Annotated in this window: 24 protein-coding genes and 1 pseudogene; 17 read left to right on the top strand and 8 right to left on the bottom strand. The window is 71.6% G+C overall.

Annotated features, from left to right (window positions below):
* Nucleotides 1–42: 42 nt before the first annotated feature.
* The 4 genes from bioB to OG828_RS41640 all read left to right on the top strand — a co-directional run bounded on the left by bioB (nucleotide 43) and on the right by OG828_RS41640 (nucleotide 3,970).
* Nucleotides 43–1,179, top strand: coding sequence for a biotin synthase BioB (gene bioB, locus OG828_RS41655; protein WP_328368874.1), 1,137 nt, complete (start codon nucleotides 43–45; stop codon nucleotides 1,177–1,179).
* Nucleotides 1,172–2,461, top strand: a complete 1,290-nt coding sequence (locus tag OG828_RS41650; protein ID WP_328504068.1) for an adenosylmethionine--8-amino-7-oxononanoate transaminase — start codon at nucleotides 1,172–1,174, stop codon at nucleotides 2,459–2,461. Before bioB ends, OG828_RS41650 begins: the two co-directional genes overlap by 8 nt.
* Before the next feature lies 1 nt (nucleotide 2,462).
* Nucleotides 2,463–3,179 (top strand): dethiobiotin synthase, encoded by a 717-nt coding sequence (gene bioD / locus OG828_RS41645; protein WP_328368868.1) that lies wholly within the window; start codon nucleotides 2,463–2,465, stop codon nucleotides 3,177–3,179.
* Nucleotides 3,180–3,280: 101 nt separating this feature from the next.
* Nucleotides 3,281–3,970 carry a class I SAM-dependent methyltransferase gene (locus tag OG828_RS41640; RefSeq protein WP_328504067.1) on the top strand — a complete coding sequence of 230 codons (690 nt, stop codon included), beginning with the start codon at nucleotides 3,281–3,283 and terminating at the stop codon, nucleotides 3,968–3,970.
* Here OG828_RS41640 and OG828_RS41635 read toward each other — a convergent pair.
* Together OG828_RS41635 and OG828_RS41630 are read right to left on the bottom strand one after the other, a co-directional pair.
* Nucleotides 3,965–4,339 carry a fic family toxin-antitoxin system, toxin component gene (locus OG828_RS41635; RefSeq protein WP_210571095.1) on the bottom strand — a complete coding sequence of 125 codons (375 nt, stop codon included), beginning with the start codon at nucleotides 4,337–4,339 and terminating at the stop codon, nucleotides 3,965–3,967. The two genes, OG828_RS41640 and OG828_RS41635, sit on opposite strands and share 6 nt — an antisense overlap.
* 4 nt (nucleotides 4,340–4,343) lie before the next feature.
* A complete protein-coding gene (locus OG828_RS41630) occupies nucleotides 4,344–4,607 on the bottom strand; it encodes a toxin-antitoxin system HicB family antitoxin (RefSeq protein WP_210571094.1) in 264 nt (87 codons plus the stop codon).
* A gap of 154 nt (nucleotides 4,608–4,761) precedes the next feature.
* Here OG828_RS41630 and OG828_RS41625 point away from each other — a divergent pair, with 154 nt between their 5' ends.
* From OG828_RS41625 to mug, 9 genes are all read left to right on the top strand, one after another.
* Nucleotides 4,762–5,586: an ABC transporter ATP-binding protein gene (locus OG828_RS41625; RefSeq protein ID WP_328368858.1), complete on the top strand. Its 825-nt coding sequence runs from the start codon at nucleotides 4,762–4,764 to the stop codon at nucleotides 5,584–5,586.
* Between the two features lie 4 nt (nucleotides 5,587–5,590).
* On the top strand, nucleotides 5,591–8,158 hold the full coding sequence (locus tag OG828_RS41620) for an ABC transporter permease (protein ID WP_328504066.1): 2,568 nt from the start codon (nucleotides 5,591–5,593) through the stop codon (nucleotides 8,156–8,158).
* A 46-nt stretch (nucleotides 8,159–8,204) separates the two neighbouring features.
* A complete protein-coding gene (locus OG828_RS41615; RefSeq protein ID WP_328504065.1) occupies nucleotides 8,205–9,068 on the top strand; it encodes an LLM class F420-dependent oxidoreductase in 864 nt (287 codons plus the stop codon).
* Between the two features lie 61 nt (nucleotides 9,069–9,129).
* The gene (locus tag OG828_RS41610) at nucleotides 9,130–9,555 is read left to right on the top strand and encodes a GNAT family N-acetyltransferase (protein ID WP_328504064.1); all 426 of its coding nucleotides are present in this window, start codon (nucleotides 9,130–9,132) and stop codon (nucleotides 9,553–9,555) included.
* A gap of 174 nt (nucleotides 9,556–9,729) precedes the next feature.
* Entirely contained in the window at nucleotides 9,730–11,064 is a 1,335-nt protein-coding gene (locus tag OG828_RS41605) for a hemolysin family protein (RefSeq protein WP_328504063.1), read from the top strand.
* The gene (locus tag OG828_RS41600) at nucleotides 11,061–12,074 is read left to right on the top strand and encodes a hemolysin family protein (RefSeq protein WP_328368843.1); all 1,014 of its coding nucleotides are present in this window, start codon (nucleotides 11,061–11,063) and stop codon (nucleotides 12,072–12,074) included. Before OG828_RS41605 ends, OG828_RS41600 begins: the two co-directional genes overlap by 4 nt.
* A 65-nt stretch (nucleotides 12,075–12,139) precedes the next feature.
* Nucleotides 12,140–12,922 (top strand): SGNH/GDSL hydrolase family protein, encoded by a 783-nt coding sequence (locus OG828_RS41595; RefSeq protein WP_328504062.1) that lies wholly within the window; start codon nucleotides 12,140–12,142, stop codon nucleotides 12,920–12,922.
* A gap of 105 nt (nucleotides 12,923–13,027) precedes the next feature.
* Nucleotides 13,028–14,470 carry an adenylosuccinate lyase gene (purB, locus tag OG828_RS41590; RefSeq protein WP_328368838.1) on the top strand — a complete coding sequence of 481 codons (1,443 nt, stop codon included), beginning with the start codon at nucleotides 13,028–13,030 and terminating at the stop codon, nucleotides 14,468–14,470.
* Nucleotides 14,467–15,012 (top strand): G/U mismatch-specific DNA glycosylase, encoded by a 546-nt coding sequence (gene mug / locus OG828_RS41585; RefSeq protein WP_328505028.1) that lies wholly within the window; start codon nucleotides 14,467–14,469, stop codon nucleotides 15,010–15,012. Before purB ends, mug begins: the two co-directional genes overlap by 4 nt.
* Nucleotides 15,013–15,016: 4 nt before the next feature.
* Here mug and OG828_RS41580 read toward each other — a convergent pair whose 3' ends face one another.
* The 3 genes from OG828_RS41580 to OG828_RS41570 are packed head-to-tail and all read right to left on the bottom strand — an operon-like array spanning nucleotide 15,017 to nucleotide 17,168.
* The gene (locus tag OG828_RS41580; RefSeq protein ID WP_328504061.1) at nucleotides 15,017–15,463 is read right to left on the bottom strand and encodes a hypothetical protein; all 447 of its coding nucleotides are present in this window, start codon (nucleotides 15,461–15,463) and stop codon (nucleotides 15,017–15,019) included.
* A gap of 57 nt (nucleotides 15,464–15,520) precedes the next feature.
* Nucleotides 15,521–16,246, bottom strand: coding sequence for an ABC transporter permease (locus OG828_RS41575; RefSeq protein ID WP_328504060.1), 726 nt, complete (start codon nucleotides 16,244–16,246; stop codon nucleotides 15,521–15,523).
* 1 nt (nucleotide 16,247) lies between these two features.
* Complete coding sequence (locus tag OG828_RS41570; protein WP_328504059.1) at nucleotides 16,248–17,168, bottom strand: ABC transporter ATP-binding protein; 921 nt, start codon at nucleotides 17,166–17,168, stop codon at nucleotides 16,248–16,250.
* A 108-nt stretch (nucleotides 17,169–17,276) separates the two neighbouring features.
* On the opposite strand from OG828_RS41570, the gene OG828_RS41565 reads away from it, so the two are divergent.
* The 3 genes from OG828_RS41565 to OG828_RS41555 all read left to right on the top strand — a co-directional run bounded on the left by OG828_RS41565 (nucleotide 17,277) and on the right by OG828_RS41555 (nucleotide 20,457).
* Complete coding sequence (locus tag OG828_RS41565; protein ID WP_328504058.1) at nucleotides 17,277–18,446, top strand: sensor histidine kinase; 1,170 nt, start codon at nucleotides 17,277–17,279, stop codon at nucleotides 18,444–18,446.
* A 14-nt stretch (nucleotides 18,447–18,460) separates the two neighbouring features.
* On the top strand, nucleotides 18,461–19,123 hold the full coding sequence (locus OG828_RS41560; protein WP_328368824.1) for a response regulator transcription factor: 663 nt from the start codon (nucleotides 18,461–18,463) through the stop codon (nucleotides 19,121–19,123).
* Nucleotides 19,124–19,299: 176 nt separating this feature from the next.
* Entirely contained in the window at nucleotides 19,300–20,457 is a 1,158-nt protein-coding gene (locus OG828_RS41555; RefSeq protein WP_328441726.1) for an ROK family transcriptional regulator, read from the top strand.
* Nucleotides 20,458–20,545: 88 nt separating this feature from the next.
* Here the strand turns inward: OG828_RS41555 and OG828_RS41550 are convergent, their stop codons facing one another.
* Complete coding sequence (locus tag OG828_RS41550) at nucleotides 20,546–21,307, bottom strand: GntR family transcriptional regulator (protein WP_328504057.1); 762 nt, start codon at nucleotides 21,305–21,307, stop codon at nucleotides 20,546–20,548.
* Nucleotides 21,308–21,427: 120 nt separating this feature from the next.
* A complete protein-coding gene (gene sigJ, locus OG828_RS41545) occupies nucleotides 21,428–22,315 on the bottom strand; it encodes an RNA polymerase sigma factor SigJ (RefSeq protein WP_328368817.1) in 888 nt (295 codons plus the stop codon).
* A gap of 143 nt (nucleotides 22,316–22,458) precedes the next feature.
* Here sigJ and OG828_RS41540 point away from each other — a divergent pair, with 143 nt between their 5' ends.
* Nucleotides 22,459–23,289, top strand: coding sequence for an alpha/beta fold hydrolase (locus OG828_RS41540; RefSeq protein ID WP_328504056.1), 831 nt, complete (start codon nucleotides 22,459–22,461; stop codon nucleotides 23,287–23,289).
* A 117-nt stretch (nucleotides 23,290–23,406) separates the two neighbouring features.
* On the opposite strand, the pseudogene OG828_RS41535 reads toward OG828_RS41540, so the two are convergent.
* Nucleotides 23,407–24,195: pseudogene (locus OG828_RS41535) on the bottom strand (DMT family transporter); the annotation flags it as partial.
* Between the last annotated feature and the right edge of the window lie 13 nt (nucleotides 24,196–24,208).

Raw genomic sequence — 24,208 nt, 5'->3', positions numbered from 1 at the left:
CTCCTTGGCCCGGGGCGGTTCCGTAGGACAGGATCGGACCTCATGGACCTGCTGAACACGCTGGTGGACAAGGGGCTTCGGCGCGAGCTGCCGACCCGCGAGGAAGCACTGGCCGTCCTCGCCACCTCCGACGACGACCTGCTCGATGTGGTGGCCGCGGCCGGCAAGGTGCGCCGGCACTGGTTCGGCCGACGGGTGAAACTCAACTACCTCGTCAACCTCAAGTCCGGCTTGTGCCCGGAGGACTGCTCCTACTGCTCCCAGCGGCTGGGCTCGACGACCGGAATCCTGAAGTACACCTGGCTCAAGCCCGACCAGGCCTCCCAGGCGGCGGCTGCCGGGCTGGCCGGAGGTGCCAAGCGGGTCTGTCTGGTGGCGTCCGGACGCGGTCCCACCGACCGTGACGTGGACCGGGTCGCGGGCACCATCAAGGCGATCAAGGAGCAGAACGAGGGCGTCGAGGTGTGCGCCTGTCTCGGTCTGCTCTCCGACGGACAGGCCGAGCGGCTGCGCGAGGCCGGCGCCGACGCCTACAACCACAACCTCAACACCTCCGAGGCGACGTACGGCGACATCACCACCACCCACACCTACGCCGACCGCGTCGACACCGTGCAGAAGGCGCACGCGGCCGGGCTGTCCGCCTGCTCGGGCCTGATCGCGGGCATGGGCGAGTCGGACGAGGACCTGGTCGACGTCGTCCACTCGCTGCGTGAGCTGGACCCGGACTCGGTTCCGGTCAACTTCCTGATCCCGGTCGAGGGCACCCCGCTCGCCAAGGAGTGGCACCTCACCCCGCAGCGCTGTCTGCGCATTCTCGCGATGGTGCGGTTCGTCTGCCCGGACGTCGAGGTGCGGATCGCGGGCGGCCGTGAGGTCCATCTGCGCACGATGCAGCCCCTCGCCCTGCACCTGGCCAACTCCATCTTCCTCGGCGACTACCTGACCACCGAGGGCCAGGCGGGCAAGGCGGACCTGGAGATGATCGCGGACGCCGGGTTCGAGGTGGAGGGCTCGGACCAGGTGACGCTGCCGGAGCACCGGGCGGCCGGCGGGTGCCACGAGGGCGGCGGAGGGTGTGCTTCGGCAACCGACGGACCTCAGGTCAACGAGGCCCGTACGGACCTCGTCGCCGTCCGCCGTCGGGGGGCCGGAACGGACCTCGCGCCCAATGCCTGACCTGACCGTCGCCGAGCTGCTGGACCTCGACCGGCGGCACGTCTGGCATCCCTACGGGCCCATGCCGGGCGTGGTGGAGCCGCTCGTCGTGGAGTCGGCGAGCGGGGTCCGGCTGAGACTCGCGGACGACGGGGGCGAGTTGATCGACGGCATGTCGTCCTGGTGGTCGGCGATCCACGGCTACCGCCACCCCGTGCTCGACGAGGCGGCGCGCGAGCAGCTCGGCCGGATGAGCCATGTGATGTTCGGCGGGCTCACGCACGAGCCCGCCGTACGGCTCGCGAAGCACCTTGTCGACATGTCGCCCGACGGCCTGGAGCATGTCTTCCTCGCCGACTCCGGTTCGGTGTCCGTCGAGGTCGCGGTCAAGATGTGCCTCCAGTACTGGCGCTCGATGGGCCGCCCGGCGAAGCAGCGCCTGCTGACCTGGCGCGGCGGCTATCACGGCGACACCTGGCAGCCGATGTCGGTGTGCGACCCCGAGGGCGGGATGCACGACCTGTGGACCGGCGTGCTCCCGCGCCAGGTGTTCGCCGACGCGCCGCCGACGGAGTACGACGAGGCGTACGCCGACCACCTGCGCGCGCTCATCGAGCTGCACGCCGACGACCTGGCCGCGGTGATCGTCGAGCCGGTCGTGCAGGGCGCGGGCGGGATGCGGTTCCACTCCCCCGCATATCTGCGGGTGCTGCGTGAGGCGTGCGACGCGTACGGCGTGCTGCTGGTGTTCGACGAGATCGCGACCGGGTTCGGGCGGACGGGCGCGCTGTTCGCGGCGGAGCACGCGGCGGTGACACCCGATGTGATGTGCGTCGGCAAGGCGCTGACCGGCGGCTATATGACGATGGCCGCCACCCTGTGCACATCCCGGGTGGCCGAGGGCATCTCGCGCGGCGAGGTGCCGGTGCTGGCGCACGGCCCGACGTTCATGGGCAATCCGCTGGCCGCGTCGGTGGCCTGCGCCTCGATCGAGCTGCTGCTCGGCCAGGACTGGCTCGCGGAGGTCAAGCGGATCGAGGCGGGGCTGCGGGAGGGGCTGGCCGAGGCCGCGGCGCTCCCGGGTGTCCGTGATGTCCGCGTCCTCGGCGCCATCGGGGTCGTCCAGCTCGGCCGCCCCCTCGACGAGGCGGCCATGCGGGCGGCCACGGCGGCGGCCGTGCGCGAGGGCGTGTGGCTGCGGCCGTTCCGCGACCTCGTCTACACGATGCCGCCGTATGTCACGGACGACACGGACGTGGCACGGATCGCGCGCGCGGTGTGCGCGGCGGCGCGGGAGGGATGACATGCCGGTCCTGGTGATCACGGGCACGGGCACGGAGGTGGGCAAGACCGTCACGACGGCCGCCGTCGCCGCCGTCGCGCTCGCGGCCGGGAGGTCGGTGGCCGTCCTGAAGGCCGCGCAGACGGGCGTACGACCGGACGAGCGCGGGGACGCCGACGAGGTCGCGCGGCTCGCGGGTGCCGTGACGGCGGTCGAACTCGCCCGGTATCCCGACCCGTTGGCACCGGCGACGGCCGCTCGACGCGCAGGATGTGCGCCGGTCCATCCGCACGACATCGCCGAGGCCGCCGCCAAGCTGGCCGCCGAGCACGATCTGGTGCTGGTGGAGGGAGCGGGCGGGCTTCTCGTACGGTTCGACCCGGCGGGCGGCACGCTGGCGGACGCGGCGCGGCTGCTGGCGGCGCCGGTACTGGTCGTGGCGGCGGCGGGGCTGGGCACGTTGAACACGACGGAACTGACGGCGCGCGAAATCCGGTCCGGTCAGCTCGACTTGGCGGGAATCGTGATCGGCAGCTGGCCCAAGGCACCCGACCTGGCATCCCGTTGCAATCTCGCGGACCTGCCGATCGTCGCCGACGCCCCGCTGCTGGGCGCGCTGCCCGCCGGTGCCGGGTCCCTCGAGCCCGCCGGCTTCCGTGCGGCGGCGCCGACTTGGCTGGCACCACGGCTGGAGGGCGTGTGGGACGCGGAGGCATTCCGAGTGCGCGAGGCACCGTGACCCGCGTCTGCTGACCGCGACCCGCGAACGGTGGGGGGGGTGCGCGGGGCGTGTACGGGGGACAATCGCGGTAGGGCACTCCATCCGCCCAGGAGGTCGCCATGCCGCTACGGCCCGCCACCGGCTCCGGCAAGGTGTCACGGGATCCCGTGCACCATCCGCTGTTCGCCCGGTACTACGCCCGTGTCAGCGTCGCCGCCGAGTCACGCATGGGGATGGGCGCCGTCCGCGACCGCATGCTGACCGGGCTCTCCGGGCGGGTGATCGAGATCGGCGCGGGCAACGGCCTGAACTTCGCGCACTATCCGAGCGCGGTCTCGGAGGTCGTCGCCATCGAACCGGAGCGTCTGCTGCGGCAGTTGGCGGTGGAGTCCGCGCTGCGCGCCGAAGTGCCGGTGGATGTGGTGCCGGGGGCGGCGGAGGCGCTGCCGGTCAAGAGCGAGGCCTTCGACGCGGTGGTGCTGTCGCTGGTGCTGTGCAGTGTGCGGGACGTCTCGCGGGCGCTCGGCGAGGTACGGCGGGTGCTGCGGCCCGGCGGTGCCGTGCGGTTCTTCGAGCACGGCAGGGGCGGTGGCCGGATGATGCGCTTCACCCAGCGCGCACTGGACGGCACGGTGTGGCCGCGGCTGAACGGCGGCTGCCATGTGGCCCGGGACCCGATCGCCGGACTGCGGGCCGCCGGATTCGAACTCGGCCCGTACCGGCGGGTGCTGATGCCGGAGAACGGGCCGACGCTGCCGACTTCGTACTGCGTCCTGGGCACGGCGTGGCGGCCTACGGTCACCTCATAGGCTCCACTGCCGCAGTTCCTGCGCGATGTCGTGCACCGTGGCCTCACCGCTCTTGACCAGCCGGGCCAGGTCGCGGACCTGCTCCGGGGAGGTGACGACCTTCAGGCCGCTGGCGACGAGGTAGGCATACGCGACGGCGGAGGCGAACAGGGCGTTGGAGCGCTCCAGCGCGGGCACGTGGATCAGCAGTTGCAGCAGCGAGGCGGCTCGAGCTTGAGGGGTGTCGTAGACAGGGACATCGAATATCTCGGCCTCATGGCGTGCGACGGCGGCGACGAGCGCGCCCCAGTCGGTGACCTGGGGGTCTCCGGGAGTGTTCTGTTCGGCGAGCATGAGCAGCCAGGCGAGGTCGATTCTGAGATGGCTCAACGGATCAGCGGCGACCTTCGCGTGTGCCTGCGGGACGGCTCTCACGTGTGCCTTCACGGTCCGGGCCGAACTCTTCGGCGAACACGGACTCGTACTGCTTCATGAAGTCGGCGGCGGCCTCCACGAACGTGTGGCCCACCTCCCCGGTGTCCTGTCTGACCAGCTCTTCGATGTAGCGGTTGACGCTCATGCCGCGGGCCAGGGCACGTTCGCGAGCCGCGCGGGCGGTGCCTTCGTCCACGCGTACGTTCAGCTGGGTCTTCGCCATGCCTCAAAGCTAGCGCCGAAATGCTAGCGACGGCAAGGACTCACCCCAAGGGGCTCATCCCATGGGATGAGCCCGACCGGGGCCCAACAGGACCCAAGGGGGATACGAGTGTGTGCCGGATCACATTACGCTCGGCCCTGACAAGGAAGTCGCGATGTCCCGAATCGAGGAGGCAGCCTTGTCCGCTTCTGCTGTGGAGCAGGCCTCGGCCGACGGGATCGCGGCCCGCGCCCGCGGTCTGACCAAGGCGTACGGCTCAGGTGAGACGACGGTCCTCGCCCTCGACTCGGTGGACGTGGACATCACGCGCGGCCGGTTCACGGCGGTGATGGGGCCGTCGGGCTCCGGGAAGTCCACGCTGATGCACTGTCTGGCGGGGCTGGACACCGTCTCGGCGGGCCAGGTGTGGCTCGGCGACACCGAGATCACGGGACTCAGGGAGCGGGAGCTGACCCGGCTGCGGCGGGACCGGATCGGATTCATGTTCCAGTCGTTCAACCTGATCCCGACGCTGAACGCGGCCGAGAACATCACGCTGCCCATGGACATCGCGGGCAGGAAGCCCGACGAGAAGTGGCTGGACCAGGTCATCGACACGCTCGGGCTGCGGGACCGGTTGACGCACCGGCCGTCGCAGCTGTCCGGCGGCCAGCAGCAGCGCGTCGCCTGCGCCCGCGCGCTCGCCTCCCGCCCCGAGCTGATCTTCGCCGACGAGCCGACCGGCAACCTCGACTCACGGTCCGGCCTTGAGGTGCTGGGCTTTCTGCGCGACGCGGTCGACAGCCTCGGGCAGACGGTCGTCATGGTCACCCACGACCCGGGCGCCGCCGCCCACTCCGACCTGGTGCTGTTCCTCGGTGACGGACGGATCGTCGACGAGATGGAGCGGCCGACGGCGGAAGCGGTCCTGGAACGGATGAAGCGGTTCGACGTGATCCGCGGTCAGTACGACGACGCCGCGCCCTCCCAGGAGGACTGACCCCGTGCTCAAGGCGACGCTCCGGAGCTTTCTCGCCCACAAGGGACGGCTGCTGCTGTCCGCGCTGGCCGTGATCCTGTCCGTGGCGTTCGTCGCGGGCAGCCTGATCTTCTCGGACACGGTGAGCCGTACCTTCGACCGGCTCTTCGCCTCGACCGCGGCCGACGTCACCGTCAGCCCGAAGGAGAACCTCGACGAAGCACTGCCCTCCGGCTTCACCCCCACCCTGCCCGCCTCGCTCGTGGACCGCGCGGCCCGGGTCGAGGGGGCCGAGTCGGCCCGTCTGGACGTGGACGTGGAGGGCATCACCGTCGCCGACGAGGACAACGAGTCGGTGGGCCCCACCACCGGCGCCCCGACGATCGGCACCATCTGGAACCCGACCGACCGTAGCCCCGTCGAGCTGACCTCCGGTCACGCCCCCGAGGGGCCGAACCAGGTCCTGCTCGACGCGGACACCGCCGACACCAAGGACGTGGCGATCGGGGACACGCTCACCGTGATCGCCGCGCCCGGCTCGTTCAAGGCCGAGGTCGTCGGCATCGCCACGTTCACCACCACCAACCCCGGTGCCGCGCTGGTCTTCTTCGACACCGAGACCGCGCAGACCAAGCTGCTGGGCGACCCGGACGCCGGCACCAGCATCTCCGTGGACGCGGCGGACGGCGTCAGCGACCCGCAGCTCAAGCAGCGCGTGGCCGCCGCGCTGGGCACGGAAACCCTCGACTTCCGGACCGCCGACGAGCAGGCCGAGTCGGACGTGGAGCAGCTGGGCGGATTCCTCGACGTCATCAAGTACGTGATGCTCGGTTTCGCCGGGATCGCCGTCCTGGTCGGTGTGTTCCTCATCGTCAACACCTTCTCGATGCTGATCGCCCAGCGCACCCGGGAACTGGGGCTGCTGAGGGCGCTCGGCGCGGACCGCCGTCAGGTGCGCCGCTCGGTCCTCACCGAGGCGCTGCTGCTCGGCCTCGTCGGCTCCACACTCGGCCTGGCCACCGGCATCGGGCTCGCGGTCGGGCTCATCGAGCTGATGGGCCTGCTCGGCATGAACATCAGGTCCGCCGACATGGTGATCGGCGTGGCGACACCCGTCTCGGCGTACGTCGTCGGCCTCGGCGTCACCTTCGTGGCGGCGTATCTCCCGGCCAGGCGCGCGGCGGGTGTGTCGCCGATGGCGGCACTCGCGGACGCCGAGATCGCCGACGTGGGAAAGCCGCTGCGGGTGCGCGCGGTGGTGGGCGCGGTCGTCGGGGCGCTGGGCGCGGCGGCGCTGGTGGGCTGTGCCACGGCGACGGAGACGTCGTCGGCGGCCTCCCTGCTCGGCCTCGGCATAGTCCTGACGCTCATCGCGACGGTCATCGCGGGCCCGCTGCTGGTACGCCCGGTGATCCGGGTCCTCGGCGGTGCCTTCCCGGCGCTGTTCGGTTCGGTCGGCCGGATGAGCCAGCGCAACGCCCTGCGCAACCCCCGCCGTACCGGCGCGACCGCGGCGGCCCTGATGGTCGGGCTGGCGCTGGTCGGCGGGATGTCGGTGGCGAGCGCCTCGATGACCAAGTCGTTCGACGAGCAGATCGACAAGACGCTGGGCGCCGACTTCGTCGTACAGAACGCCAATTTCGTGCCCTTCCCCGAGGAGGTCACCGACGCGGTGCGCGACACGGAGGGAGTGGGCCTGGTCGTGCGCACACGGCTCACGACGGTCGCGGCCACCCTCCCGGACGGCGACCGCGTCGAGACGACCGCCGCGGCCTACGACCCGAAGCTCGACGACGTCGCCAACATCACGTACGCGCAGGGGGACTCGACCGCCGCGCTGGCCAACGGGCGTCTCGCCATGGACCTGGACTTCGCGCGGGACCACGGCGTGCGCGTCGGCAGCACCGTCCCGGTCGAGTTCCAGGGCGGACGTACCGCCGAGCTGACGGTAGGGGCGCTGACCGACCAGGACGCCGCCGAAGGGTTCGGGGCACAGGGCGGGCTGTACTTCGGCATGAGCACGCTCGAGAGCTACGCGCCCGGCGGGCAGGACTCGGCTGTCTACGTGAACGCCTCCCCCGGCACGAGCGCCGACGACCTGCGCGCGAACCTGGAGGGCACCCTCGACCCGTATCCGCAGGTGGACGTCCGCGACATCGCCGACTACAAGGAGCTGGTCCGCGACCAGATCGCGGTCCTGCTCTACCTCGTGTACGCGCTGCTCGGGCTCGCGATCATCATCGCGGTGCTCGGCGTGGTCAACACCCTTGCGCTGTCGGTCGTCGAGCGGACCCGGGAGATCGGCCTGCTGCGGGCCATCGGACTCGCCCGGCGCCAGCTGCGCCGCATGATCCGGCTGGAGTCGGTCGTGATCGCGGTGTTCGGCGCCGTCCTGGGGCTCGCGCTGGGACTGGTGTGGGGCGTGTGCATCCAGCAGGTGCTGGCGCTGCAGGGCATGCAGGCGTTCGCGATCCCGTGGACCACGATCATCGCGGTGGTGATCGGATCGGCGGTCGTGGGCGTGGTCGCGGCCCTGCTGCCCGCGTTGCGTGCATCCCGCATGAATGTGCTGGCGGCCATCGCGCACGAGTGATGGAATCGCAGTACGTACTCAAGTCGCTTCAAGCCGAGGAGAGTTCATGCCGCGGGCGTTCCGCTTCGGTGTCAGTCTGATCGCTCCTGCCCCCGCCGCGGAGTGGCGGGCCAAGTGCCGCCGGGCCGAGGAGCTCGGCTACGACGTGATCCTCGTCCCGGACCACCTCGGGATGGTCGCGCCCTTCCCGGCGCTGGTGGCCGCCGCCGAAGCCACCGAGCGTCCACGGCTCGGAACGTTCGTGCTGAACGCCGGCTTCTGGAACCCGACGCTGCTCGCCCGCGAGGTGGCGACGACGAACGCGCTGACCGGCGGACGCCTCGAACTCGGGCTCGGCACCGGCTACGTACAGGCGGAGCACGAGGCGGCCGGGCTGCCGTACGGAACGCCCCCCGCGCGCGTGGACCATCTTCAGCACACGGTCGAGGAGTTGGACCGGCTGCTCGACGCGGACGCGCGGGTGCCGTTGATGATCGGCGGCAACGGCGACCGCATGATGCGCATGACCGCCGAGCACGCGGACATCGCGGCCTTCACCGCGGCGCGTGCGGTGCCGGGGAGCACGACGGGGCAACTGCTGCCGATCTCTCCCGAGGACCTCGACGGGCGCGTCGCCCTGTACCGGCGGCTGGCCGCGGGCCGCAAGGAGCCGGCCGAGCTGAATCTGCTGATCCAGATGGTGACCGTGACGGAGGACCGCGCGGAGGTCGTGCGGCCGCTCATCGACCGGGTGCCGGACCTGACACTGGAGCAGGCACTCGACCTGCCCCTCCTTCTCGTCGGCACCCTGGAGCAGATCACCGCGCAGGTGCGGGCGCAGCGGGAGCGGTACGGGTTCTCGTATCTCACCGTCCTGGAGCCGTACATGGAGGCGTTCGCGCCGGTGATCGGGGCGTTGCGGGGCGCGTAGCCGCCCGTCCGAACAGTGGAATGTCACATGCCGCAGGATTCGGCTGTGATGTGATCACGCCATGACTGATCTGCGGATACGGGCCGCCGGCCCCGACGACCTCGACACCGTGCTGGCCTTCTGGAAGACGGCAGCCGAAGGCACGAGCATCAGCGACGACCGGAACGGCGTGGAGCGGCTGGTCGACCGGGACCCGGAGGCTCTGATCATCGCCGAGCAGGACGGCGAGCTGGTGGGCACGGTGATCGCGGGATTCGACGGCTGGCGCTGCCATCTGTACCGGCTGGCGGTGCATCCGGACCGCCGCCGTCAGGGGATCGGTGCGGCGCTGCTGGCCGCCGCGGAGGAGCGGTTCGTACGGCTCGGCGGGCGCCGTGGGGACGCGATGGTGCTGGAGCACAACGAAACCGCCCACCATGCCTGGCGCGCGGCGGGGTACGCGCCCCAGGAGCAGTGGCGGCGCTGGATCAAGCCCTTCGGGGAGTAGGGCCGCCAGGGCATCTTTGCTCGTCCTTTACTCTTGGAGGACCACTTCGGACCACTTCGGTTCTCCTTCGGTTTCCACGGAAAGGTGTGAGCGTCCGCCCATGGGCGAGCCTCCCAGTAGACGACATCGCGCGATCCTCCCCGCTCTGCCCGATCATGGGACGGGGGTGAACCGATGACCGAAGTGCTCCTCCTCCTGGTGGCGATCCTGCTGTCGCTGGCCTGCGGCGCCTTCGTCGCGGCGGAGTTCTCGCTCACCACGGTCGAACGCGGCGAACTCGAACGGGCCGCGGAGCGCGGCGAGCGCGGCGCCGCGGGGGCGTTGAAGGCCGTACGGAACCTGACCTTCCAGCTCTCCGGGGCGCAGCTCGGCATCACCGTCACCAATCTGGTCGTCGGCATGCTCGCCGAGCCGTCGATCGCCGCGCTGATCGCGGGCCCGCTGGAGTCGATGGGCGTCTCGCGCTCCACCGCGTCCTCGATCGCCCTGGTGCTGGGTACGGCCCTGTCGACCGTGGTGCTGATGGTCGTCGGCGAGCTGGTGCCGAAGAACTGGGCGATCTCGTCGCCGCTGGCCGTCGCCAAGCGCGTCGGCAACGCGCAGCGCTGGTTCAGTGCCGCCTTCCGGCCCTTCATCACGCACCTCAACAACACGGCGAACCGGATCGTGCGCCTCTTCGGCGTGGAGCCCGCCGAAGAACTCGCCTCCGCGCGCGGACCGCAGGAACTGGCCGCGCTCGCCCGGCACTCGGCCCGGGAGGGCGCCCTGGAGGCGGACACCGCCGAACTGTTCGTCCGGACCCTGAACCTCGCCGACCTGACCGCGGAGAACGTGATGACGCCCCGCGTGCAGGTCTTCGCCCTCGACGTCCAGGCGACCTGCGAGGACGTGGCGAACGCGACCCGGGCCACGGGCCTGTCCCGGTTCCCCGTCTTCCGCGGCAACCTCGACTCGGTCGTGGGCACCGCGCACATCAAGGACGTGCTGGCGGTGCCCGCGGAGCGCCGGACGCGCGTACGGGTCGCGGAACTCATGCGCGAGCCGCTGCTCGTGCCCGAGTCGCTGACCGTCGACCGGCTCCTTGACCGGCTCTCCGGCAAGCGCACGATGGCCGTCGTCATCGACGAGTACGGTGGCACGGCGGGCGTGGCCACGCTGGAGGACATCGTCGAGGAGGTCGTCGGCGAGGTGCGGGACGAGCACGACCCGCACGAGACGCCGGACCTGGCCGTCGCGGGCAGCGACGACGACGGACGCGCCCTGTTCTCGGCGGACGGCGCCGCCCGCATGGACCAGCTCGCGCGCGTCGGACTGAGGGCGCCCGAGGGACCGTACGAGACGCTGGCCGGTCTCGTGGCGCACGAGCTCGGCCGCATACCGGCCGCCGGTGACTGTGTCGAGGTCGTGGGCTGGCGACTCGACGTGGTCGACGCGTCGGGCCGCAGGGCCGCGCGCGTGCTGCTGCACGGGCCGCTGGACGACGCACACGACTCGGAGGGCGAGCGATGACCGCCGTACAGCTGCTGATCGGTTTCGCGACCCTGGTCGTCAACGCCTTCTTCGTGGGCGCCGAGTTCGCACTGATCTCGGTGCGCCGCAGCCAGATCGAGCCGCACGCCGAGCAGGGCGACCGGCGGGCCAAGAGCGTGCTGTGGGGTCTGGAGCACGTGTCCGCGCTGATGGCCGCGGCCCAGCTCGGCATCACGCTGTGCACACTGGTCCTGGGTGTCGTCGCGGAGCCGGCGATCGAGCATCTGCTGGAGCCGGTGTTCCACGCGCTCGGTGTGCCCGAGGGCGCGGGGCATGTGGTGTCCTTCGCGATCGCGCTGGCCCTGGCGACGTATCTGCACATGCTGCTCGGCGAGATGGTGCCGAAGAACATCGCGCTGGCCGAGCCGGTGCGCAGCGCGCTGGTCCTCGGGCCGCCGCTGGTCGCCCTGTCGCGGACGCTGCGTCCGGTGATCTTCACGATCAACGCCTTCGCGAACGGCCTGCTGAAGCTGTTGCGCGTGGAGACCAAGGACGAGGTGACCGCGACCTTCTCGGACGCCGAGCTGGCGCGTCTGGTCCGGGACTCCGGTGAGGCCGGCCTCATCGACGAGCGGGCGCGGGAGCGGCTGCACGACGCCCTGGAGCTGGGCCGACGGCCGGTGCGCGATGTCGTGCTTCCGCTGGAGAGTGTCGTCTACGCGCGCGTGGGCGTCACGCCCGAGCAGTTGGAGGGGCTGTCGGCCGAGTCCGGGTTCTCCCGCTTCCCCGTCGTGGACGAGGGGCGGCGCATCGTCGGGTATCTCCATGTGAAGGACGCGCTGGACAAGATGCCGCGGGACCTGCCGTTCGAGGTGCGGGAGATGCGGTCCATCGCGCGCGTGCGGGCCGGCACGCCCCTGGACGACGTACTCACCGCGATGCGGCGCAGCCGTACGCATCTCGCCGCGGTGCTGGGCGACGGCGGGCGGCTGGCGGGGCTGGTGACTATGGAGGACGTGCTGCGGGAGTTGTTCGGGCAGCGGACCTGACCGGTGTCCGGCGGGACAGGCCGACCGACCGACGGGTATGGACGCGGGATACCATCTCTGTCGCCATGCAGAAGAACCCCACTTTCACCAGCCTGGTCGCGGTCGGCGACTCGTTCACCGAGGGCATGTCGGACCTGCTGCCGGACGGCACCTACCGGGGCTGGGCCGATCTCCTCGCCGGGCGGATGGCCGGCCGCGCGCCCGGTTTCCGGTACGCGAACCTCGCGGTGCGCGGCAAGCTGATCCGGCAGATCGTCGACGAGCAGGTCGACGTGGCGGCCGCCATGGAAGCCGACGTGATCACGCTGGTGGGCGGGCTCAACGACACGCTCCGCCCCAAGTGCGACATGGGGCAGGTGCGCGGGCTCCTGACGGAGGCCGTGGAACGGCTGGCGCCCGCCTGCAAGCAACTGGTGCTGATGCGCAGCCCCGGCCGTCAGGGCCCGGTCCTCGAACGGTTCCGGCCCCGCATGGAGGAGCTGTTCCTCTGCGTCGACGACCTCGCCGCACGGCACGGCGCCGTCGTCGTCGACCTGTACGGAGCCCCCTCGCTGAGCGATCCGCGCCTGTGGGACGTGGACCGGCTGCACCTGACGGCCGACGGGCACCGGCGGGTCGCGGAGGCGGTGTGGCAGGCGCTCGGCTACGAGCCCGAGGACAGCGAGTGGCGCACCCCGCCGCCGGCCACGGCGCCACCCGGGTGGGCCACGCGCCGGGTCGCGGACGCCCGATTCGCCAGGCAGCACCTGCTCCCGTGGATCGGCCGCCGGTTGACCGGCCGGTCCTCGGGCGACGGGATGCCGCCGAAACGGCCCGAACTGCTGCCGTACGAGGATCCGGCAACGTAAGCCGGGAGCTCCCGGGAGGCGGCTGGGCGTGACACAGGTCTCGTAGGTTCCGCCAACGGCAGCCGTGGCGCTGGCCTGCACAAAGCGCCAGTAGAATCCGGTTACGTGACTTCTGCTCCCGCCAAGCCCCGCATCCCGAACGTCCTCGCCGGACGCTACGCCTCCGCCGAGCTCGCCACGCTCTGGTCCCCCGAGCAGAAGGTGAAGCTGGAGCGTCAGCTCTGGCTCGCCGTGCTGCGGGCCCAGAAGGACCTCGGGATCGAGGTGCCGGACGCGGCGATCGCCGACTACGAGCGCGTCCTCGACACCGTCGACCTGGCGTCCATCGCCGAACGTGAGAAGGTCACGCGACACGATGTCAAAGCGCGGATCGAGGAGTTCAACAACCTCGCCGGGCATGAGCACGTGCACAAGGGCATGACGTCCCGCGACCTCACCGAGAACGTCGAGCAGCTGCAGATCCGGCTCTCCCTGGAGCTGATGCGCGACCGTACGGTGGCCGTGCTGGCGCGGCTGGGCAAGCTGGCCGGTGAGTACGGCGAGCTGGTCATGGCCGGCCGCTCCCACAACGTCGCCGCGCAGGCCACGACGCTGGGCAAACGGTTCGCGACAGCCGCCGACGAGCTGCTCGTCGCGTACGGCCGGGTCGAGGAACTGCTCGGCCGCTATCCGCTGCGCGGCATCAAGGGCCCGGTCGGTACGGCGCAGGACATGCTGGACCTGCTGGGCGGGGACGGCGCCAAGCTGGCGGAGCTGGAGCAGCGGATCGCCGGGCACCTGGGCTTCTCCACGGCCTTCACCTCGGTCGGCCAGGTGTACCCGCGCTCGCTGGACTACGAGGTCGTCACCGCGCTGGTGCAGCTCGCGGCGGCGCCGTCCTCGCTGGCGAAGACGGTCCGGCTGATGGCCGGGCACGAGCTGGTGACCGAGGGCTTCAAGCCGGGCCAGGTCGGTTCGTCGGCGATGCCGCACAAGATGAACACGCGGTCGTGCGAGCGCGTCAACGGCCTGATGGTCATCCTGCGCGGCTACGCCTCGATGACCGGCGAGCTGGCGGGCGACCAGTGGAACGAGGGCGACGTGTCCTGCTCCGTGGTGCGCCGGGTCGCGCTGCCGGACGCGTTCTTCGCCCTGGACGGTCTGCTGGAGACGTTCCTGACCGTGCTGGACGAGTTCGGCGCGTTCCCGGCCGTGGTCGCCCGTGAGCTGGACCGCTACCTGCCCTTCCTCGCCACCACCAAGGTGCTGATGGGCGCCGTGCGGGCGGGCGTCGGCCGTGAGGTCGCGCACGAAGCGATCAAGGAGAACGCGGTGGCGTCGGCGCTGGCGATGCGCGAGCAGGGCGCCGAGCGCAACGAACTCCTCGACAAGCTCGCCGCGGACGAGCGCATCCCGCTGAGCCGCGCCCAGCTCGACGAGCTGATGGCCGACAAGCTGTCCTTCACCGGCGCCGCGGCCGACCAGGTCGCCGCCGTCGTCGGCCGTGTCGAAGAGATCGTGAAGCAGCGCCCGGAAGCCGCGGGCTACACCCCGGGAGCGATTCTCTGACGCGCTTCACCGCCGAGGAGCTGGAGGCCGCCCGCGACCGTCTCGTGCCGGACGTGATCGCGGTCGGCCTCCGCGTCCTGTTCTGCGGCATCAACCCCGGCCTGATGACGGCGGCGACGGGCCATCACTTCGCCCGCCCCGGCAACCGCTTCTGGCCCGTGCTGCACCTGTCCGGCTTCACGCCCCGCCTCATGAAACCGTCCGAGCAGGGCGAGTTGCTGTCCTACGGCCTCGGCATCACGAACGTCGTCGCACGGGCCACGGCTCGGGCCGACGAGTTGAGCGCGGAGGAGTACCGCGCGGGCGGGCGACTGCTGGCGACGAAGGTGGCTGAGGTACGGCCGCGCTGGCTGGCCGTGGTGGGCGTCACCGCTTACCGGGCGGCCTTCGACGACCGCAAGGCCCAAGTAGGGCCGCAGCAGCGGACGATCGGCGATTCCCGGGTGTGGGTACTGCCGAATCCGAGTGGGCTGAACGCGCATTGGACGGCGGCGACGATGGCGGAGGAGTTCGGGCGGTTGCGGGTGGCGGCGGGCGCGTGAGGGGTCACACGGGGTCTCTGTCCGTGACCACGACGACGATGCTGACCTCGTCGGTCGTGTCCCTGTCGGCCACGCCGAGGGCGATCCAGCCGCCCGTGCCGTCCAGCCGCCACACGTCGAGTACGTCGGTCAGTACGGCGGCCGTGAACCACGGCTGGGGTATGTCCTCGCCGCGGTCGATGCGCAGCCTCAGCCCTTGCATCCCCCAAGGAGGTTGTTCACCCCACAGCTCGTTCAGCTCCAGCGCTATGGAGTTCTTGAGCGCGTGGAAGTCGCTGACGGCGTCCACGCGCAGTGAGGCGTCGCCCGTCCGCACGTCCTGGCTGACCTCTAATGTCACGATGCGGTACCCCGGGCCCGCCAGAAGCAGGTCCGACTCGTCGGGCGCAGAGGCGGACGGCCCCGCGGCGCGCAACGAGACGACCCTGGCGACGTACTTCGCAGTGTCCATGTGATCCAGTAAACCGGCTGCCACCGACAATTGGCGTGGCGTCAGGCTGCTCGTGGGTCAGGCGTCCCGGCGTCGCAGGCTCCACGCCCCCGCCGTCAACACCGCGGCCGTCCACAGCGCCGTGACCGCGAGGCCCGTCCACGGTCCCGGCGTTCCGTCGTGGGTCTCGTACAGCACGATCTGCCCAGCCCTGTCGGGCAGGTAGGCGGTGAGCCCGCCGGCCGCGTCGCCGATCACATAGGAGACGACGAGGACGAACGGGATCAGCAGCGACAGGGCGCCCACCCCGCTGCGCAGCAGGGCCGTGAGCCCGGCAGCGAGCAACGCCATGAGCGTGAGATAGATTCCGGCGCCCACGACGCCCCGCACCTGCTCCCCCACCGTGAGCCCGCTCGCCGCCGCGCCCAGGCCCGCGCGCCCGGCCAGCAGGGCGGTGAACGCGGTCACCAGCCCCACGACCAGGGTCGATACGGCGATCACCGCCAGCTTCCCCGCGAACCACCGCCCGCGCTGCGGCACCGCCGCGAGCGACAGCCGGAGACCACCCCCGTGGAACTCCGACGACACCGCCATGGCCCCGAAGGCGATGGCGGCGATCTGACCGGGTGCGGTACCGGACAGCGCCATGAACAGCGGGTCGAACTCCGGGTCGGACGTGTCGGAGACACCGGCGATCGCGGAGAACAGCGTGGTCGCCGCGAACAGAGCCAGGAGGGCCCCGAGGAGCGAGCGGAGTGTACGGATCTTCAGCCACTCGGAGTGGAGTACGGGTGCGAACGACATCTCAGGCCTCCTGCGGCTGTGCGGTGAACTCGGTCTCCGAAGCGGTGAGATCGAGATAGGCCTGCTCCAACGTGCCTTCCTCCGTGCTCAGTTCGAGGATCGGTACGCCCGAGGCCGAGGTGAGGCGGCCGATGTCGTCCACGCGCGCGTGGGGCACCGTCCAGTGCCCGTCCTCGTGCTCCACGGCGTCGTGGCCGTGCCGGGCGAGGACGTCCTTGAGCGTGGTGGCGTCCGTCGTGCGGATCCGCACGCTGGGCTGCACGCGCGCGTGGATGAACTCCCGCATCGGGGTGTCGGCCAGCAGGCGGCCCCGGCCGAGGACGACGAGATGGTCGGCGAAGGAGGCGGTCTCGTTCATCAGATGGCTGGAGACCAGGACCGTACGCCCTTCCCCCGCGAGCCTGCGCAGCAACCGGCGGATCCAGATGATGCCTTCGGGATCGAGACCGTTCGAGGGCTCGTCGAGCATGACGACCTCGGGGTCCCCGAGCAGGGCGGCGGCGATGCCCAGGCGCTGGCGCATACCGAGGGAGTACGTCTTCACCCGGCGGCGTGCCACCGAGGCGAGCCCCGTCTCCTCCAGCATCTCGTCGACCCGGCGGGACGGGATGCGGTTGCTCGCCGCCAGGGTGCGCAGATGGTCACGACCGGTACGGGAGCCGTGCGCGGCCTGCGCGTCGAGCAGGGCGCCCACGTGGCGCAGGGGTTCGCGGAAGGTGGCGTAGGCACGGCCTCCGACGGTGGCCGTCCCGGAGGTCGGCCGGTCGAGGCCGAGTACCAGGCGCATCGTGGTGGACTTTCCTGCGCCGTTGGGGCCGAGGAAGCCGGTGACGCGGCCGGGGAGGACGCGGACGGTTAGGTGGTCCACGGCTTGCCGGGTGCCGAACTCCTTGGTGAGGGCTTGGACTTCGATGCTGGTCATGGCAGCAGCCTGGCCGGTGGCGCGGGTGCGGGGCCTCCCCCGCGCGTGGAGATCGTCTCCCCCGGGCGGGGGAGGCTCGTTGTCAGTGGCGGCTGGCACGATGACGGAATGGTCCGCTTGCTGCGCCCGTTCGGCCGGGCGGTGACATACACACGGTTGCTGCATCTGTTCGTCGCCATCGTGTGGCCGTCCATGTGGCTGTTCATCGAGGAAGCCTGGTGGACCTGGGTGGTCGCGGCTGCCGCGCTCGCCCCCGTCGGTCTGGTGCCCGCGATGCGCACCGTCGAGGGGCTGCAGGCCAGGCTGTTGCTGACCGGTCACGGGCACGACAGCCCGGGCACCGACATCGTCGTCGCGCCGTCCTCCTCGTGGAGAGATCGGGGCCGCCTGGTGGTGTGGCTGGAGGCGCGGCTGCTGATCGGCTGTGTGACCTCGTTGTTCACCGTGCAACTGCTCATCGCCTCGGTGGACTTGGTGTCGGGCGCGTTCGGCGGTGAAGTCGAGGAGGGAGTGCTGTTTCTCCTCGACGGCCATCAGTGGTGGCACGTCCTGCTGGTGCCCCTGGCGTTGGCCACGCTGGCGGCGACGGTGGTCGGCTCGGGCCGTCTCATCACCGCGATCGCCCTCCGCCTCCTCGGCCCCTCCCCCGCCGAACGCCTCGCCGCCCTCGAGGAACGCACCGACCAACTGCTCGAACGCACCCGTATCGCCCGTGAGTTGCACGACTCGATCGGCCATGCCCTGACTGTCGCCGTCGTGCAGGCGGGTGCCGCGCGTGCGGCGGGCGATCCGGCCTTCACCGATCGCGCCCTCGACGCCATCGAGGAGACCGGCCGCGCCGCCCTGGAGGACCTGGAGCGTGTCCTCGGCGTGCTGCGCGAGTCGGAGCGGCCGGTGAGCAGCAGGCCGACCCTCACCGACGCCGACCGGCTGCTGGAGTCGGCGCGTGCCTCCGGGGCGAAGGTCGACGCCGAACTGACCGGTGCCGTGGACACGCTGCCGGGCCCGGTCTCGCGTGAGGGCTATCGCATCCTCCAGGAGTCGCTGACCAATGTGCTGCGGCACGCGGGCGCCGTGCCCGTCCGGGTCCGCATCGCCGTCACGGACGGCACGCTCGGTCTGGAGGTCCGCAATCCGCTGACCGCCGACATACCCGGCCCGGGCCGGGGCAGCGGTCTGCGCGGCATACGCGAGCGCGCGGCGCTGCTCGGCGGGAACGCACGCACCGGCCCGGACCGCGGTGACTGGCAGGTCCATGTCGAGCTGCCCCTGCGCTGATCTACGCTGGCCGGATGCCGGTCACCGTTCTCCTCGTCGACGACGAGCCCCTTGTCCGAGCGGGTCTGCGGGCCGTGCTGGAGGCGCAGCCCGACATCGAGGTGGTCGGCGAGGCGGCCGACGGGGCGGCGGTGATCCCGCTGGTGCGGCAGTTGCGGCCGGACGTGGTCGCCATGGACGTACGGATGCCGCTCCTTGACGGCATCGAGGCCACGCGCGCGGTGCTGCGGACGGTGGACGATCCGCCGAAGATCCTGGTGGTGACGACCTTCGAGAACGACGAGTACGTGTATGAGGCGCTTCGGGCCGGTGCCGACGGGTTCCTGCTGAAGCGGGCCCGGCCCGCCGAGATCGTGCACGCGGTGCGGCTGGTCGCCGAGGGCGAGTCGCTGCTGTTCCCGGCCTCGGTGCGGCAGCTCGCCGCCGAGTACGCGGACGGCGGCGGGAACCGCGCGGCCCGCGCCGTGATGGAGCGGGCCCAGTTGACCGAGCGGGAGGCCGAGGTGCTGCGGCTGATGGCCAGAGGGCTGTCGAACGCGGAGATCGCCGCCCGGCTGGTCGTCGGCACGGAGACGGTCAAGTCGCATGTCAGCGCCGTCCTGGCCAAGTTGGGAGCCCGCGATCGCACACAGGCGGTGATCGCGGCGTACGAGTCGGGGTTCGTCGCGCCGGGCTGATTGGGGAAATCGGGTGCGGGACCGCGCCCCGCAAGGGGCGCGGGGAACTGCGCGACCAGCCCCCACCGGCCCGCGGCGAACGAACCGCATACCCAGCGGAGCGCTCATGCACTCGCCGGGGTCCGGCGCGCCGAGTACGATCCCGCCAACACGCGCACGAGCTGGGAGGACGGACGTTGGGGCAGCTGACCGGCGGGGATCCCTCGCTGCTGCGAAGGATCAATTCCGCGGTGGTGCTGCATGCGCTGCGCGCCACGGACTGCGCCACACTGACCGAGATCACCCGGGTGACCGGACTGTCCCGGCCTACGGTCGAGGGCGTCGTCGAGGGGCTCATCGAGGCCGGACTCGTCGTCGAGAAGGCCCCCGACGAGAGTGTCGCCCGGCGCCAGGGGCGGCCGGCACGGCGCTTCCGGTTCCGGGCCGAGGCCGGTCATCTGCTGGGCCTGGAGATCGGACCGCACAGGGTCGCCGCGCTCCTGGCCGACCTCGACGGACGGGTGCTGGGCTCCATCGCCAAGGACGTCGACGAGACGGCCGCAGCGGACGAGCGCCTGGAGCGACTGCGCACCGCGGTGGCCGACCTGCTGCGCCGGGCCGGTGTCGCTCGCAGCTCCCTGCGGGCCGTCGGCGTCGCCACGCCCGGGATCGTCGAGGCGGACGGCACCGTACGCCTGGGCACCGCGCTGCCCGAGTGGACGGGTCTGCACCTGGGCGAGCGGCTGAGCCGTTCCTTCAAGTGCCCGGTGCTGGTCGAGAACGACGCCAACGCCGCCGCGGTCGCCGAGCACTGGAAGGGCGCCGCCACCGAGTCGGACGACGTCGTGTTCGTACTGGCCGGACTCAGCCCGGGCGCGGGGTCGCTGATCGGAGGACGGCTGCACCGCGGATACGGCGGGGCGGCCGGCGAGATCGGCGCCCTGCATCTGCTCGGCCGTGAGGTGACTCCGGAGACCCTGCTGTCGACGACGGACGAGCCGCTGCATCCGCTGGACGAGCAGGCGGTGGCCGAGGTGTTCGCGCAGGCCCGCGAGGGCGACCAACGCGCTCGTGCGGCCGTCGACCGCTTCATCCAGCGCCTCGTCCACGACGTGGCCGCACTCGTCCTCGCCCTCGACCCCGAACTGGTCGTCATCGGCGGCTGGGCGGCCGGACTGGACGGCGTACTGGAGCCGCTGCGGCGCGAGCTGGAGCGCTACTGTCTGCGGCCCCCGAAGGTGACACTGTCCCTCCTCGGCGAGGCGGCCGTGACCACGGGCGCGCTGCGGCTCGCCCTCGACCATGTGGAGGAGCAGCTCTTCGCGGTGGAGGGCACGGTGACGGCCCGCCGCTGACCCGCGCCGGGCCAACAACGCGTCGCGCCCCGGAGAAGCTCCGGGGCGCGCTCACGGGGTCGCACCGCGATGTCGTACGGCGCGGCTCTCAGGAGGCCCGACGTTCCGGATCCTGGTGGATCTCCACGCCGCCCGAGTCCCCGAAGGTCAGCCGACACGTGTCAGCGCGGTACGTGGCGACGGAGAGCGCGGCGGTGCGGCCCTCCGCGTTGAAGCGGGTGGTGACGACGAGGACCGGCGCTCCGGGCAGCCGGTCCAGCTGCTTCGCGTCATCCGCGCGGGCCGAGCCCAGCTCGACGGCGCTCTCCTGGCCCTCCAGCTCCAGGCGCTGCAGCTCGCGCAGCACGGCACGCGCGCGTGCCGGTCCCGACGGGGCGTCTATGGCGGAGAGGTCGGGCACCGCCGACTCCGGGACGTAGAGCAGCTCGGCGGCGACGGGCTGGCCGTGCGTCCGGCGGGAGCGGTGCACGATGTGCACCGGCTCCTGCGCGCCCGTCTCCAGGGCGGCCGCGACCGCCGCGGGCGGCACCGCGGTCGTGCAGTCGACGGGCTGCCAGGCGTCGCCGGCGGCGCCCGGCCAGGTGTGCGGCTCGGTGCCGAGGGCGACGCCGACGCGCGGCGGGGCGACCGTCGTACCGACACCGCGGCGGCGCTGCAGCCTGCCTTCGAGTTCGAGCTGTTCCAGAGCCTGGCGGAGCGTGGCCCTGGCGACGCCGAAGCGGGCGGCGAGGTCGCGCTCGTTGGGCAGGATCTCGCCCACGGAGAACTCGGAGTCCAGTGCCTCACTGAGCACGGTCTTGAGATGCCAGTACTTCGGTTCCGGCACCGATTCCAGCTGCGTGGTCCCCACCCTGTCCTCCGCGATCGCCGTGGTCCGGCGGCGTTTTAACGCCCTTGTTTATTAAAGGTTGTTGCACTTATCTGCGACCATAGGGCGGCCCCCACCCTTGGTCAAGACCAATCAGGGCGGCTATCCGGCGAGCGACCGGAGCTTGTCGGGGTTGCGGATGATGTAGACGGACTGGATGCGCCCGTCCAGTACCTCCAACTGGAGGACGCTGTCCGGCTTGTCCCCGGACAGCATGAGCAGCGCGGGACCGCCGTTGACTTCCAGGAACCGGAAGGACAGGTCCGGAACGCCGCCGCCCTTGCCTGCCACGCCGGCGATGAAGCGGCCCACCTTGTCGGCGGTCTCCAGCACGCGCACCGGGGCCTTGGCCTTGCCGCCGCTGTCGCCCACGAGGCGGACGTCCGGGGCGAGCAGGGACATGAGCCCTTCGATGTCCCCCTCCATCGAGGCGGCGAGGAAACGCTCGGTGAGATCACGACGCTGGGCGGGGTCGACGTCGTAACGCGGGCGCCGCTCCTCGACATGCTTGCGGGCGCGCCCGCCGAGTTGCCGTACCGCCGACTCGCTGCGGTCGAGCATCGTGGCGATGTCGGCGTACGGGTAGCCGAACGCCTCCCTCAGGACGAAGACCGCCCGCTCCAGCGGCGACAGCGACTCCAGGACGACGAGGACGGCGAGGGAGACGGAGTCGGCGAGCACGGCCCGCTCCGCGGCGTCCGGGACGGTGTCGCCGAAGTCGGTGACGTACGGCTCCGGCAGCCACGGGCCGACGTAGGTCTCACCGCGCGCCTTGACCTGGCGCAGCCGGTCGATGGCGAGGCGGGTGGTGATGCGCACCAGGTAGCCGCGCGGTTCGCGCACCTCGCTCCGGTCCGCGCCGGACCAGCGCAGCCAGGCTTCCTGGACCACGTCCTCCGCGTCGGCCACCCGCCCGAGCATGCGGTAGGCGACTCCCAGGAGAACGGGACGGTGCTCTTCGAAGACGTCGGTCTCGATGTCGGTGGTCACGCATTCCATCCCAACCGACACATCCGGACCTGTCCAGGCGATAACAGCGAGCCCCGGAGACCTTCCGGGGCTACCCGTCGGTAGCAACTGCTGACAAGCTGTCTACGAGCACCCGCCAGCGACCCTCGGACGAGGAGCAGTTCATGTCGGCCACCGTCTCCTTCAAGGTCCCCTCCGCCAGCGGCCCGCGGACCGCGACCCTCTCCTACGCGCGCGTGGGCACGGGCGAACCACTCCTCCTGCTGCACGGCATCGGCCACCACCGGCAGGCCTGGGACCCGGTGGTGGACATCCTCGCGACCGAGCGCGATGTGATCGCCGTCGATCTGCCCGGGTTCGGCGCGTCCCCGGCCCTTCCGGAAGGCCTCGCGCACGACCTGTCCACGATGAACGCCGCGCTAGGCGCGCTGTGCGCGGCGCTGGAGGTCGAACGGCCGCATGTCGCGGGCAATTCGCTCGGCGGACTGCTCGCCCTGGCACTCGGCCGCGAGAAGCTCGTACGGTCCGTGACCGCCCTGTCCCCGGCAGGGTTCTGGACACCGGCCGAACGGCGCTACGCCTTCGGTGTCCTGCTGGGGATGCGGCAGATCGCGACGCGGACGCCCCCGCCACTGGTCGAGCGGCTGTCGCGTTCGGCGGCCGGCCGTACGGTCCTGACGAGCAGCATCTACGCCCGCCCGGCCCGCCGTTCACCCGAGGCCGTGGTCGCCGAGACCCTCGCGCTGGCGAACGCCTCGGCCTTCTCCGAGACGCTCCGGGCCGGCTCCGACGTCCAGTGGACCGACGACATCCAGGGCATCCCGGTCACCGTGGCCTGGGGCTCCAGGGACCGGCTCCTCGTGCGCCGGCAGGGGGTGCGGGCCAAGCAGATCATTCCGCGGGCCCGGCTGGTGCGGCTGCCCGGCTGCGGTCACGTCCCCATGAACGACGACCCGGCGCTGGTCGCCCGCGTGATCCTCGACGGCAGCCGCTGAGACGGCGGTCGCCGAGACGCCAGTCGCCGACCGGCGCCGGGCCAACGCGCCCGAGCCGAGGGCGACTCCGGCGCCGACGAGGGCACTGCCGACGGCCTGCACGGGCCCGTAGGAGCCCGTTCCGACGAGGGGCGCGGTGGCGGCCGCCGCGACCGGGATCAGGCCGGAGAACAGCGTGGCGCGCTCCGCGCCGATCCGCTGCATGCCCATGTACCAGCACACGAATCCGATGACGGTGACGATCGCCGCCTGCCACAGCAGCGCGGCGGTCTCCGTGCCGTCGGGCCGCCGCAGCCATGCGCCGCCGTCCAGCAGGAGCCCCACCGCCAGGGACTCGAGCGCGGCGACGCCGCACACCGTGGCGGACAGCAGCCGCGGACCCAGGGGCCGCAGCACGGGCACGGCGAGCACCGCGAACCCGACCTCACCGGCGAGTGCGCACACCGAGAACGCGATGCCGGCGCCGTCCGTGCGCCCCCAGCCCTGGACCGTGAAGGCGCCGACCGCGACGAGCAACGCGCCGTACAGGACGACGCGTTGGGGTCGGCGTCCGTCCAGGAGGGGCACGAGGACCGCCACCATCACGGGCGCGCAGCCGACGAAGACACCAGGAACGGCCGGTTCGGCGGTGCGCTCCGCCGCGAGGACCGCCAGGTTGAAGCCGACCATGCCCAAGCCCGCGAGCAGCGCGAGGCGGGCCCAGTGGCGGGGCGTGAGCGTCCGCAGCCGGGCCGTGGCGTCCCGGCCGGTCAGCGGGACGAGCAGCAGAAAGGCCAGGCCGTAGCGGAGGAACTGGCCGCCGGCGTACGGGTATTCACCGAGGACGCTGTTGGCGGTGAAGGACCCTCCGACGAGGACACAGGCGAGCGCGGCGAGCAGGGCTCCCCGTGTGGTGGTGGCGTTCATGGACACGACGCTA

Source organism: Streptomyces sp. NBC_00457, assembly GCF_036014015.1.
GTDB lineage: Bacteria > Actinomycetota > Actinomycetes > Streptomycetales > Streptomycetaceae > Streptomyces.
This window is presented reverse-complemented; position numbering and strand designations above follow the sequence as displayed.